At 39.8% G+C, this 13,008-nt stretch carries 12 protein-coding genes and 2 pseudogenes; 7 read left to right on the plus strand and 7 right to left on the minus strand.

From position 1 onward, the window contains the following. Nucleotides 1-64: 64 nt before the first annotated feature. Both NO346_RS09025 and NO346_RS09030 read right to left on the minus strand, forming a co-directional pair. A complete protein-coding gene (locus NO346_RS09025; RefSeq protein ID WP_256414963.1) occupies nucleotides 65-742 on the minus strand; it encodes a type 1 glutamine amidotransferase domain-containing protein in 678 nt (225 codons plus the stop codon). A gap of 85 nt (nucleotides 743-827) precedes the next feature. Further along, the gene (locus NO346_RS09030) at nucleotides 828-1,985 is read right to left on the minus strand and encodes an iron-containing alcohol dehydrogenase (protein ID WP_256414964.1); all 1,158 of its coding nucleotides are present in this window, start codon (nucleotides 1,983-1,985) and stop codon (nucleotides 828-830) included. A 181-nt stretch (nucleotides 1,986-2,166) separates the two neighbouring features. Here NO346_RS09030 and NO346_RS14945 point away from each other — a divergent pair. Next, nucleotides 2,167-2,494: pseudogene (locus tag NO346_RS14945) on the plus strand (IS3 family transposase); the annotation flags it as partial. A gap of 73 nt (nucleotides 2,495-2,567) precedes the next feature. On the opposite strand, the gene NO346_RS09040 reads toward NO346_RS14945, so the two are convergent. The 4 genes from NO346_RS09040 to NO346_RS09055 form a co-directional block, all read right to left on the minus strand. Then, complete coding sequence (locus NO346_RS09040; RefSeq protein ID WP_256414965.1) at nucleotides 2,568-2,882, minus strand: putative quinol monooxygenase; 315 nt, start codon at nucleotides 2,880-2,882, stop codon at nucleotides 2,568-2,570. Between the two features lie 336 nt (nucleotides 2,883-3,218). Beyond that, complete coding sequence (fghA, locus tag NO346_RS09045; RefSeq protein WP_256414966.1) at nucleotides 3,219-4,049, minus strand: S-formylglutathione hydrolase; 831 nt, start codon at nucleotides 4,047-4,049, stop codon at nucleotides 3,219-3,221. Nucleotides 4,050-4,277: 228 nt separating this feature from the next. Continuing rightward, nucleotides 4,278-5,390 (minus strand): S-(hydroxymethyl)glutathione dehydrogenase/class III alcohol dehydrogenase, encoded by a 1,113-nt coding sequence (locus NO346_RS09050; RefSeq protein WP_195728730.1) that lies wholly within the window; start codon nucleotides 5,388-5,390, stop codon nucleotides 4,278-4,280. Nucleotides 5,391-5,411: 21 nt separating this feature from the next. Further along, complete coding sequence (locus tag NO346_RS09055; RefSeq protein WP_256414967.1) at nucleotides 5,412-5,687, minus strand: metal/formaldehyde-sensitive transcriptional repressor; 276 nt, start codon at nucleotides 5,685-5,687, stop codon at nucleotides 5,412-5,414. A gap of 469 nt (nucleotides 5,688-6,156) precedes the next feature. Between NO346_RS09055 and NO346_RS09060 the strand changes: the two genes are divergently transcribed. Both NO346_RS09060 and NO346_RS09065 read left to right on the plus strand, forming a co-directional pair. Next, nucleotides 6,157-7,152, plus strand: coding sequence for a zinc-dependent alcohol dehydrogenase family protein (locus tag NO346_RS09060; protein ID WP_256414968.1), 996 nt, complete (start codon nucleotides 6,157-6,159; stop codon nucleotides 7,150-7,152). After that, nucleotides 7,142-8,158 (plus strand): zinc-dependent alcohol dehydrogenase family protein, encoded by a 1,017-nt coding sequence (locus NO346_RS09065; RefSeq protein WP_256414969.1) that lies wholly within the window; start codon nucleotides 7,142-7,144, stop codon nucleotides 8,156-8,158. The genes NO346_RS09060 and NO346_RS09065 overlap by 11 nt, the downstream gene beginning before the upstream one ends. 49 nt (nucleotides 8,159-8,207) lie before the next feature. Here the strand turns inward: NO346_RS09065 and NO346_RS09070 are convergent, their stop codons facing one another. Further along, nucleotides 8,208-9,107 carry a LysR family transcriptional regulator gene (locus NO346_RS09070; RefSeq protein WP_256414973.1) on the minus strand — a complete coding sequence of 300 codons (900 nt, stop codon included), beginning with the start codon at nucleotides 9,105-9,107 and terminating at the stop codon, nucleotides 8,208-8,210. Nucleotides 9,108-9,242: 135 nt separating this feature from the next. Here NO346_RS09070 and NO346_RS09075 point away from each other — a divergent pair, with 135 nt between their 5' ends. The 4 genes and pseudogenes from NO346_RS09075 to NO346_RS09090 all read left to right on the plus strand — a co-directional run. Continuing rightward, nucleotides 9,243-9,983, plus strand: coding sequence for an SDR family oxidoreductase (locus tag NO346_RS09075; RefSeq protein ID WP_256414970.1), 741 nt, complete (start codon nucleotides 9,243-9,245; stop codon nucleotides 9,981-9,983). Nucleotides 9,984-10,056: 73 nt separating this feature from the next. After that, a complete protein-coding gene (locus NO346_RS09080; RefSeq protein WP_256414971.1) occupies nucleotides 10,057-11,055 on the plus strand; it encodes a zinc-binding alcohol dehydrogenase family protein in 999 nt (332 codons plus the stop codon). 20 nt (nucleotides 11,056-11,075) lie between these two features. Further along, on the plus strand, nucleotides 11,076-11,360 hold the full coding sequence (locus NO346_RS09085; RefSeq protein ID WP_000156169.1) for a putative quinol monooxygenase: 285 nt from the start codon (nucleotides 11,076-11,078) through the stop codon (nucleotides 11,358-11,360). Between the two features lie 117 nt (nucleotides 11,361-11,477). Continuing rightward, nucleotides 11,478-12,250: pseudogene (locus tag NO346_RS09090) on the plus strand (IS4 family transposase); the annotation flags it as partial. Between the last annotated feature and the right edge of the window lie 758 nt (nucleotides 12,251-13,008).

Consider the following 13,008-nt stretch of genomic DNA (forward strand, 5'->3'; position numbering starts at 1 on the left):
GCCAGTTGCTCAGAGTCAGAAGTTTTATTCACTACTAAGCACCACAACAGGCACTAGCTACTCTTTATTTCAACAATTGAAGTAATGCTGTAGCGGTTGCAGCAGAAGATGCTGGATTTTGTCCAGTAACCAGCAAGCCATCTACTTGAACATATACTTGCCAATCATCCACTTTAGAATAATGACCACCGTTTTCTTTAAGCATGTCTTCAACTAAAAATGGTACAATTTCAGTCAAACCTACCGCCTCTTCTTCAGTATTAGTAAAACCCGTCACAGATTTACCGCTAACTAAAGGCTTGCCATCACTGGTTTTTACATGACGAAGAACACCTGGGGCATGACACACTGCTGCAACAGGTTTGCCAGACTGAATCGCCTGTTCAATCAGAGAAATTGAAATCGGATCTTCTGCTAAATCCCACAATGGGCCATGCCCGCCTGGATAAAACACTGCATCATAATCAGCTACAGAGATTTCGCTAAGTTTATGCGTCTCTGCCAATGCTTGCATTGCAGTTGGATCAGCTTCAAAACGATGAGTGGTTTCAGTTTGTGCTTCTGCTAAATTACTTTTCGGATCTAGTGGTGGCTGCCCACCTTTAGGCGACGCCAGCGTAACTTCAGCACCAGAGTCAATAAAGGTGTAATACGGTGCAGCAAGTTCTTCTAGCCAGAAACCTGTTTTCTTACCAGTATTGCCAAGTTGATCATGTGAGGTTAAAACGATTAAAATTTTCATGTTACTTCTCCGATAATTTTCAGGATTGAGGAGCATTGTTGCATGATCACTTGTCGTGTAGCGTGACCATGACAGATACGCTTATTTAGATGCTCGCCTCGAGAATTTGGCGACTGATCTCTAATGAAACATTTTTATGTTCGCCTAGCTGTGTAAGATTATGTGATTTAAGTTGCGTAATGATGATCTCAATATCTGTCTCCCCCAGTCCATAATCGCTAAGACGAGTCGGCAATCCAAGTTGCTCAAAGAAGGCTCGAGTACGAGCAATAGCAGTATCAATACGTTGTTCTTCATCACCTTCGACAATCTGCCAGACTCGAGCTGCATACTGTAGTAATTTTTCTCGCTTCTCTTGACGACGCACTTGTAGATTGGCCGGCAACACAATGGCCAAGGTACGAGCATGATCAATACCATGTAAAGCCGTGAGCTCATGCCCAATCAAATGGGTTGACCAATCTTGTGGTACACCAGCTCCAATCAGCCCATTCAGTGCCATGCTAGCAGCCCACATCAAATTCGCACGCGTGTCATAATCTGCTGAATCGTCCAAGATTTTCGGTCCAATCTCAATCAGAGTTTGCAATAGACCTTCGGCAAAACGATCTTGTACTTGTGCATTGACAGGGTAAGTTAAGTACTGTTCCATGACATGAACAAATGCATCGACCACGCCATTTGCTAACTGGCGCTTCGGCAAGCTAAAAGTTTTATTCGGATCCAGTACGGAAAATTGCGGAAAAACATAGGGGCTGCTAAATGACAATTTGGCTTGGGTCGATTTTCTGGTGACTACCCCACCGCTATTCATTTCTGAACCAGTTGCCGGAAGGGTGAGAACACTCGCAAAAGGCAAAGCTTGAGTAATTTTAGTACCATGGGTTTCTAAAATCTCCCATGCATCCCCTGTATAATTGACTGCTGCTGCAATAAATTTAGTACCATCAATTACCGATCCACCACCGACAGCCATCAAGAAATCAATCTTTTGTTCACGAATCAGCTCTACAGCTTTCATGAGGGTTTCATAACTCGGATTCGGCTCAATTCCGCCAAATTCATGAATTTCTCTTGCACCTAATGCTTCACGCACCTCAGCTAAAGTACCATTCTTACGTGCACTTTCACCGCCAAACAACATTAATACTTTTGCTTCTGTAGGTACATAGTTATTGATTTTAGCTATTGTATCGCCACCAAAAATAATGCGGGTCGGATTATAAAAGTTAAAATTCAACATATTTTTATCCTAGGATGATCAGCTAATTGATTTGAAAAACCACCGTTATTCATCAAATAAACTTTAAAAAATTGGACAACACTGCGGCTTTTGACTGCACCATGTGCTAACTATACATAAAAATAGACCAGTCGTCTATTTTTTTAAAATTATTTTAGCTTGCGACTTGAGTGATGGTTAAACACATTCAGGCTTGTTCTATACCACTTTGATTATTGATGTATTTTCACGAGCGATTGCTGGATGGAAGGTATCAACACGTATGACTACTGACACGGTCGTGAACGCACTGGCTAAAACAGTGAATGGCTTATACAAAACAGAGGTGATTGAATATTTAAAAGCAGATTGGCACGGTTTAACAGATGTAGAAATGCGACACTAAATTAGATAGATTGGTTCAACATAAAGCATGTACATGGGTGCATTCGTTTATTTACCCTGTTTTGATATTGACCCATGTAAATGATGAAATTAAGCCATTAAATAAAGTAGCCCAACTTGAATAAAAATCCTCAGACAAACCTCACAGGGTTGAATTGCTGCCTTTCATTCGAAATTTCAAGCAGCACTTTCATACATTTAAGCGTCAGTATGAGCTGGTAGTTTACTAGCCAAAACATCTACTTTTTCAATTGACGGTGGCTCTAAAAATAGCTCATCGGCCTGAGCCATCAAAGCAGCTGCAACCTTGCCAGATAAATGTGCTTCGCGACCCGCCTCATCAGGAAATGCATCGAAAATACCAAATGTTGTAGGTCCAAGACGTAGGCCAAACCACGCAACTGTCGCAGGTTCTTCCATTACAATAGGTAAACCGGCTTTAAGGAAAGCTTCCACTTCGTCTTCTTTACCCGGTTTAGCTTCAAGGCGGACATATAAAGCTGTTTTAAGCATGACTAAAACGCCACAATTGATTAAAATTAAAACTCATTCTGACATTGATAATTTATGCATGTCAGAAAGTTTTGTTGTACAAAGGTTAAAAACAATTTTCCATAGCTGAGCCAAAATCTGATTTTTTTATTTCGGCATAATGCTATGAATTCATTCAAGTTAATATCATTAACATTTGAATCAAAAAATCAAGATATGAGATGATTAAATTCAATCTTAGTTATATAAGGATCAATTGATTCGTCCTTAGATTTATAAGCTGACCTCTTCATCTGGATGATTATATTGCTCAAGAAGCATTCAAGAACAACATGTACATCCTCATATCTATGAAAGTTATTTAGCTAGGAATTTGCTGTGAAACTCTATATGTTTCTCTATAAAGCTCGCAATAAAGTAATAGCTATGGTCATACCCTTCTCTTAGGTTAAGTGTCAGAGGATATTCTTGTTCCAAACAAATATCACTAAGAAGCTTAGGTCTTAACTGTTCTTCAAGAAAATCATCAGCTGTTCCCTGATCGACTAAAATAGGTAAATGAACTTCCGCGTTTTTGATTAATTCAATCGCATCATAGCTTTTCCATAAAGTTTCGTTTTCACCTAGGTAGTGTGTGAAAGCCTTTTGCCCCCAAGGTACTTGGCTAGGTGCAACAATTGGTGCAAAAGCAGAAATACTTTTATACAGCTCAGGATTTTTTAACCCAATGACTAATGCACCATGACCACCCATGCTATGACCCATAATACTTTGGACTTGATTGGTCGGAAAATTCAGGTCAATCAGATTTCTGAGCTCTTCCACAATATAATCATACATTTTGAAATGCTGTGACCAGGGTGCTTTTGTTGCATTTACATAGAATCCTGCGCCTTGGCCTAAATCATAATCTGCATGATCTGGTACATCCTCTCCACGTGGGCTGGTATCTGGTGCAACAACAATGACTTTATGTTCAGCCGCATACTTTTGTGCTCCGGCTTTAGTAATAAAGTTCTGTTCGTTGCAAGTCAGTCCTGATAACCAATATAAAACTGGCAACCGCTCATCTTTGTCATGAGGTGGCAGATATATTGAGAATTTCATTGAACAGTTTAATGCTATTGACTGATGGCGATACACTTCTTGCGATCCACCAAAAGAAGCATGTTTCTCAATTATTTCCATAATCAATTACCTATGTTGAGCAAGACTTCATGAGAAATCCAGTAAACAAAGAGTCTGACATTCTCCACAGAGAATAGTGATAAAGATTTAAAATGTAGGCAGGTTTATTCAATCTATACACGATGCCTACACAGTTAGATCTGTTTTACAGATAATGTGCCGTTTTAGAGGATTCCATGCATGTCATTCATGATGCACATGCATGGAAAACTATAAGGTCTGACGGAATTATTCGTAATGAATTACAGTACGAATTGACTTACCTTCATGCATTAGATCAAAGGCTTTATTGATCTGATCCAAGCCCATCGTATGTGTCACAAATGGTTCTAATTGAATTTTACCTTTCATGGCATCTTCAACCATTCCTGGAAGTTGCGTACGACCTTTTACGCCACCAAAAGCAGAACCTAACCATTTACGACCAGTAACCAGTTGGAATGGACGGGTAGAGATTTCCTGACCTGCGCCAGCTACACCAATAATTACGGATTGACCCCAGCCACGGTGTGCACTTTCAAGGGCTGCACGCATTACATTCACGTTGCCAATACATTCAAATGAATGATCTACACCCCAGCCAGTCATTTCAACAATGACTTGCTGGATTGGTTTATCGTAATCTTTAGGGTTCAAGAAGTCCGTTGCACCAAACTCTTTTGCCAGCGCAAATTTATCTGGATTCATGTCAACCACAATAATACGCCCTGCTTTAGCTTGACGTGCGGCTTGTACGACTGCCAGACCAATACCGCCTAAACCAAAGACCGCAACGCTATCACCTTCTTGTACTTTAGCTGTGTTATGTACTGCACCGATACCCGTTGTGACACCACAACCCAGTAAGCAGACATGTTCGTGATTGGCTTCAGGATTGATTTTAGCCAATGATACTTCTGCCACTACCGTGTATTCACTGAACGTTGAGCAGCCCATATAGTGGTAAATCGGTTGACCATTGTAGGAAAAACGAGTGGTACCATCTGGCATTACGCCTCTACCTTGAGTTTCGCGAACGGAAATACACAAGTTCGATTTTCCAGATTTACAGAATACGCACTCGCCACATTCAGCAGTGTAAAGTGGAATTACATGATCACCTGGTTTGACGCTAGTCACGCCTTCACCCACCTCAACGACAACACCAGCACCTTCATGCCCGAGAATAGCCGGAAAAACACCTTCAGGATCATCGCCAGATAAAGTAAATGCGTCTGTATGGCACACACCGGTATGGGAAATCTTGATTAATACCTCACCTTTCTTCGGTGGTGCAACATCAACTTCAACAATTTGAAGAGGTTGACCAGGACCAAACGCAACAGCAGCACGTGACTTCATGGAATAATTCCTTATACAGATCTATTTTAAATATGATTTTAGAATCTTGGCGATTTCAGCCAATTCTTCTTTTCGTTGTTGTTCTGTGGATTCACCTGATACTAAAGTGTCCTTTAAATGAACCTCCAACATTTCATTCATCAAACCATTAATAGCACCACGCACAGAGCATATTTGTTGCAGAATTGCACCACATTCCACATTGTCTTCTAACGCTTTTTCAATCGCTTGCGTCTGACCTTTGATCTTTCTGACGCGTAGAAGAATCTTTTTTTTGTCTTCAACCTGATTAGGCATCAGACCTCCTTATTTGCTAGCATTAATACTATACTACCCCATAGTATAAAAAAAGCAATATTTTTTATAAATCGAAAATCAAAAAGATCTTTAGCGAAAATTTTCTATGCCTGTTTTTAGTTTTTTTTTAAATTAACATCGTAGAGCTGATGCCAAAGTCACAAAGAATGGGACTTTAGCTCCCATTTTTATTATTTTGGCTCATGTTCTTTGTAATGCTGTGACCTTTTAGAATTATGTTTCAAATTTTAGCCACTTTGTAGATATTTTGAACGTTTCAAGCCTTGTAAATACTACCGACAGTTTAGATTTAACTGCCTTTACAGACTGTACTAGAATATTTTTAGTGAGCGGATGATATTTATTATTCATTATTTAGGAATTATTAAATCCTATAAATATCATTTATTGGATTAATTTACTTTGGTACTGTGCACATCATCCCCCCAGTTAAAAATAAGGAACAACTATGAATAAGATGATGAATGCTCTTATCCTAGAAAATTTTGGTGATCATGAATTTAAACGTGTAGAACTGCCTATACCTCAACCAGAGGCTGGGCAAGTTCTAGTACGTGTTCATGCGAGTGGTGTAAACCCTATTGATTATAAAATTCGTCTTGGTGAAGCACCATATGCTATGCCAGAGCTTCCTGCCGTGTTGGGAACGGATATGGCTGGGGTTGTCACTGCTGTTGGTGAAGGTGTCACCCACTTCAACGTCGGAGATGAAGTTTACGGTCTGATTGGTGGCGTTCGTGGTCTTCAAGGATCTTTAGCAGAATATGTTGTAGCAGATGCTGATCTGATCGCATTAAAGCCACGCAATATCTCTATGCGCGAGGCAGCAGTACTACCATTGACGTTCCTCACCGCTTGGGAAGGTTTAGTGGATAACGCGAAGGTCCAACCAGGGCAAACTGTACTGGTTCAGGGTGGTGCTGGTGGCGTTGGTTATATGGTGGTTCAGCTTGCAAAAGCACTTGATGCAAATGTTTGGGCGACTGGTCGTACAGCTGATCAATCACTGATTTCAGAACTCGGTGCAACACCTCTCGATTACACAACAGCATCTTCCGATGACATTATTGCTGCAAGCCCTGAGGGTCAAGGTTTTAACATTGTTTACGACACTGTGGGTGGTCCAGTACTCGAAGCTTCACTTTCCATGACAACTCACTATGGCCACATTACCAGCTGTGCTGCATTTGGTAATCATAATTTAGCGAGTTCATCTCTACGGTGTGCCACACTGTCTGGCGTATTCGTCCTATTGCCGATGTTAACAGGCAATCGCCGTGCTCATCATGGTGATGTCCTTAAGATCGCGACTCGTCTCGTTGAGGAAGGTAAACTGCGTCCTATTGTTGATCCTCGTCATTTTACTCTAGATCAAGCGATTGAGGCTCATGATGCTGTTCAAGATCGCTCTGCCAATATTAAGGTCGTGATTGATGTCATTTAACGCACTTCAGGCCAAGACTTGGCGCTTCAATAGTATTGGAGATACAGATGTTCTGACATTAGAAACACTTCCTGTTGCTTTACCAGCAGCAGGAGAAGTTCTAATCCAGATGAAAACGATCGGACTCAACCGGGCTGATGTAATGTTTCGGCGTGGTACTTATATTCAAAAGGCAGTATTCCCTTCTCGTCTGGGATATGAGGGAGCAGGCATAGTTCTGGCAATTGGTGAAGGTGTACGCCAATTTTCTCCAGGAGATGCAGTATCGATTCTTCCGACTGACAATCTAGCCAAATATGGGACATATGCGGACAAGCTCCTGATTCCAGAAACTTTTTTAGTTCACAAACCCGATAGTTTAAGCTGGCAAGAAGCTTCTTCAATCTGGATGCAGTATTTAACGGCTTGGGGTGGTGTAATCCATGCTGGTGGAGTTTCGAAAGGAAAAACGATCTTGATCACAGCAGCTTCAAGTAGCGTAGGACTAGCTGCGATACAGATATCTGAAGCAGCGGGTGCTAAGGTCATTGCAAGTACACAGACGATAGAGAAAAAGCAACGTTTACTGGATCTCGGTGTTAAAAATGTTATAGCCAGTGAAGATGAACCAGATTTGTATGACGCGCTTGTTTTACGTTTAGGTGGAGAACATCTTGATGTCGCCTTCGATGCTGTAGGAGGGCCATATATTGAACAGATTGCAAAAGCGATGTCTGTAGGAGGAACTATGGTTATGCATGGTGCGCTTAGCCCGGAGATCACACCATTTCCCCTTAAAGTTGCATTACGCAAGAGCTTAACCATGCGAGGTTTTTTGTTCCTTGAGGTTCTGCATGATCCTGTTCTAAGGGAGCAAGCCAGACGATTTATTCTTAGCAGTATAGGTGCAGGATATCTTCGTCCAGTGATCGACCGTTGCTTTAACTTTGAGGACATGCATGACGCTCAGCGCTATCTTGAATCAAATCAGCAAATAGGAAAAATTGTAGTTACTCTAAATACATGATGGTCTTATCTGATTTCTACTTTCTAGAAAAAGTTTAGTTCCATCTGATTCAGGTTTCTATATGGCCCAACACTTCCGCTAAGTAATCAAACAATGCTCGGATTCGCAAAGGTGTCGGGCCCCGCTGTGGACGGTATAAATACAGGCGCCAAACGGGAGAGGTTTCCTCATGAAGTATCTGAATGAGCTTACCACTCCTAAGCCACGGCAAAACTAGAAATCCAGGCATGTGTCCGAATCCAACTCCAGCGAGAATCGCTTGAAATTCAGCTTCTAGATCATCTGTAATAAAACGGGGCTTTGATGGCGTGAAGCTTCGACTTTCGGTGAATGTCCATGGCCAGTAACGCCCTGTTTTATGATCGAATATTGCTGTTAGAGGGTATTTATCAAGGTCAATAATTTTTTTAGGCATTCCGACCTTATCAATTAACTCTGGCGTACCCACAGAATAAAAGTTCACTTTAGCCAATTCCCTTGCCACATATCGATTGTCCGGCAAAAATCCAAATCTGATCCCAATATCTATCCGCTCATCGATCACATCCGAGTGTGAATCTGTTAGCACACAATCCACGACAATATCTGGATAACGTGTGGCAAATTCTGCTAGTGCAGGTACTACCACTTTACGCCCTAACACAGACGACACAGTAAGACGGACAGTCCCACGCATTTCGTCTCGTTTTTCCTTGGTGTCTTTTACAAGCAGAGCATCAATCGATCCCACCGCAAAACGTGCTTGCTTTGCCAAACGCTCACCATCAGCGGTAATTTTAATTTGTCGAGTACTCCTGTAGAACAGAATCTCTCCGCGCTGCGCTTCTAGCTCTTTTATTGCCCGTGTCACTAGCTGCGGGGAAATACCCAGTTGAGTTGCTGCCTCTTTAAAATTTCGAGACTCTGCTGCCACACAAAAGATACGCATCATTTCCAATTTGTTCTGCATGTCCAATCCTGTGTAATGGCAATTATTCCGTAAATAGGAATTCTGAAAGATAATATTATTCATTTATTATACCTAACAAGGCTGTAATACTTAACCCATCAAATATGATTGACAGATAGGTTGAAGGTTACTTGTATGAATAATATAGAAAATAAAGTTATTGTTATCACTGGTGCAAGTAGTGGTTTAGGTGAAGCTACAGCTCGCTTACTTGCTAAAAAAGGTGCAAAGGTTGTACTTGGTGCTAGACGTACTGAAAAATTAGAGGCTATTGTTCACGACATTCGTGCTGAAGGTGGTCAAGCTGAATTTATTGGTATGGATATAACCAAACCACAGGAAGTACAAGCACTTATTGAAAAGGCATTAAGCGCATTTGGTCAAATCGATGTATTGGTAAACAATGCTGGATTAATGTCTATTGCACCATTAAGTGAGCTAAAAGTTGATGAATGGGATCGTATGATCGACATTAATATTAAAGGTGTTCTTTATGGTATAGCAGCTACCCTACCTGTTTTCCAAAAACAAAACTTTGGACACTTTATTAATCTCGCATCTGTTGCAGGGATAAAAGTATTTAGTCCAGGAGGTACTGTTTATAGCGGTACTAAGTTTGCTGTAAGAGCCATCTCTGAAGGACTTCGTCATGAAGTTGGGGGAACAATTAGAACGACTACTATTGAGCCTGGTGCAATTGAGTCAGAACTAAAATTCGGTTCTTCTCATAAAGAAAGTTCAGAGTTTGTTACTGATTTCTACAAACAAGCCATACCAGTTGACTCAGTCGCTCGAGCAATTGCTTATGCAATTGAACAGCCTGCGGATGTAGATATTAATGAAATTGTTTTGCGCCCAACGAGCCAAGAGTTTTAATTATTGAGGAACATAAAATAGGAGCACTTGGCTCCCATTTTTACTCTATTTTTTTAAAGTTGAGGACAAATCTATGAAAGCCGTATCGTATGTTATCAATCACCATGATGATTTTAAAAATTCATTGGTAGATATTGAAAAAGTGAAGCCTACGCTTAAGGAGCGTGATGTACTGGTAAAAGTTCAGGCAATCTCTGTGAATCCAGTTGATACCAAAGTGAGAAAAAATTCGTCTGAAGCAAATAATCGTATTTTAGGTTGGGATGCCGTTGGTGAAATTGTTGAAATTGGCCCAAAAGTTACCTCGTTTAAAGTAGGAGATTCTGTTTGGTATGCTGGCGATTTAACCCGAGATGGTAGTAATGCTGAGTTTCAAGCAGTCGATGAACGAATTATCAGTCTTAAACCCATTACAGTATCTAATGCAGAAGCAGCAGCATTGCCATTAACTGCAATAACGGCATGGGAAATGCTGTTTGATCGGTTTCAAATTTCAGAAACAGAAGTTGGCAGTATTTTAATTATTGGTGGTGCAGGCGGTGTAGGATCAATTGCTATCCAACTCCTAAAAGCAAAAACAAATCTAACCGTTATAGCAACAGCTTCGCGCGAAGAAACGAAATCTTGGGTGAAATCATTGGGTGCTGACCATGTTATTGATCATAGCAAAGATTTAAACGAACAAATCGAAGCACTAGGCATTGCAAAACCAAAATACGTATTCTCTACAAATCATACAGAAACATATATCAAGCAAATAGTTTCTCTGATTGCACCACAAGGCAAGCTTGGATTGATCGATGATCCAAAAACATTTGATATTATGCCGTTTAAGACTAAATCTATTTCTATCCATTGGGAGTTGATGTTCACTCGTTCAATGTATGAAACCGATGATATTGAAAAGCAAGGTGAGCTGTTGCAACAGGTTGCCCAATTAGTTGACCAGCAAAAAATTAGAAGTACGCTTAACCAAAATTTAGGCAATATTAACGCTGCAAACTTGGAGAAGGCGCATAAGTTGCTTGAATCAGGTAAATCAAAAGGCAAAATTGTACTAGAAAACTTCTAAAACAAACTCAAGGTGAAATAATGACTATTTCAGTAATTGCGAACATTAAGGCAAAATCAGATCAAAAAGAAACGTTAGAAGCGCTTTTAAAAAGTGTAATAGAGCCTACGCTTCAAGAAGAAGGATGCTTGAAATATGAGCTTTATATTAGCGAAAATGACTCGAGTAGATATTTCTTCTTAGAAGAATGGCGTAGCAGAGAGGATTTAGATATCCATCTAGCATCTGATTATATTCAAAGTTTATTTGGTAATATCCAATCGCTCATTGAATCAAGTGATATTGTAGAAATCAAAAAAATATAGCTGTATTCGGACGTTATGATGAACTCTTATTCAAAGTAACATAGTTAGAGTTAAATAAAAAAACCTGAGTCCAAAGTAGTTAAAATATAAGTGCGAACAAACACTTCAACTACAAGGATTCAGGTTTTTTTACATCAGAATACGGTATTTCATCAATTACTCCAGCCCATTTTGAGACAAGATTTTGAACGTCTTGCAAAACAATACCATCAAGGACAAAAATTAAGATCAGCAACACGATGGGATCAATTTATTGCAATATTAATGTCCCAACTATCATGCCGTCAAAGCTTGAGGGATATTGAATCTAATCTCGAATCACAACAGGAAAAGCTTTATCACCTTGGTGCCAAAAGAATTGCACGAAGTACGTTAGCAAGAATCAATGAAGAACAACCCGCTCGCTTGTATCAACAATTGTTTATCCAACTACTTCAACATTGTGAAAATTCCAAGATTGCTCATAAATTTCGATTTAAAAAAATCCATTATATTCACTTGATGCGAGTCATATTGATCTTTCACTGTCATTGTGTGAATGTGCAAAAGCACATGAATCCAAAGCAAGCATAAAACTTACAGTTGGATTAAATCATAGCAACACTATTCCTGAGTTTGTTGCGCTTGGTGATGGTATTGAAAATGACATGGTTCAAGGCAGAACATTTAAATTCCCGCATGGAAGTATCGTTGTATTTGATAAAGGGTATGTTGATTATCAATGGTTTGCAGAAATGACCAACCAAAATTTCAGCTTTGTTACTCGGTTGAGACCAAGAATAGTTTATGAGGTGAAATCAAAACAAGATGTGTTAGCTAGTAAGGGGATTCTTACGGATGAATATATTGAGTTGAGTAGTGATTATGCTAAAAAGCGTGGTGCACCTAAGCGATTAAAATGCAAAAACAAAAAAACCACTTACGATTAGTACACGTAAGTGGTTGATTTATATGGTGGGCCCAGACAGACTTGAACTGTCGACCAACGGATTATGAGTAAGAAGTAATATTTATTTTTTACTTATAAAAAACAATGTGTTGAATATACCAAAAAGATGAAAACTGAACAAATTCAATAAGACCGTTCCATTTTTCGTAACTTGAAGAAAATTAAGTAAATACTGTTTTACTACATCAGTTTTCTGGGGAAAGTCCCATCAGTAAGTTCAAGAAAAATAATAGCCATCTCCTGAGATTGACCGTTGATGTACCACAAAATTACCATAGCAAAACTGATAGACCGTACTGAGTAACTATAAGAAAATTAACAATTTTACTAAAGACCACAAGAGACCATGACCTCTTTGTACTGTAGTCGGAAATAGAATATTGTACCGTAGTCATTCAGTCATTGGATTTTCTGCCATCTGATTTCCCCCTCTATATCAACATTTCCGTCTCCCCAAAAAAATAAAAAAAAAGGAAACTCCACCTACCAAATACAGAAAATCGAAGAAATCAAACGGAAAATTTCAAATCTTTCACCCCCTCAATTTTTCCCCTCTGCCTACACCAATTTTTTTGCTACGCTGAACAGCGTTGCTAGCCAGCAACTCATATCGCTAGCTAGATGTTTGGCGTAGCAAAAAAGAAATGTGGTCATCTCCGAATGGAAATGACCAGAAAGTGCAAAGCCAAGTCAAATTAT

The sequence above is a fragment of the Acinetobacter sp. 5862 genome, from assembly GCF_024494585.1.
Classification (GTDB): domain Bacteria; phylum Pseudomonadota; class Gammaproteobacteria; order Pseudomonadales; family Moraxellaceae; genus Acinetobacter.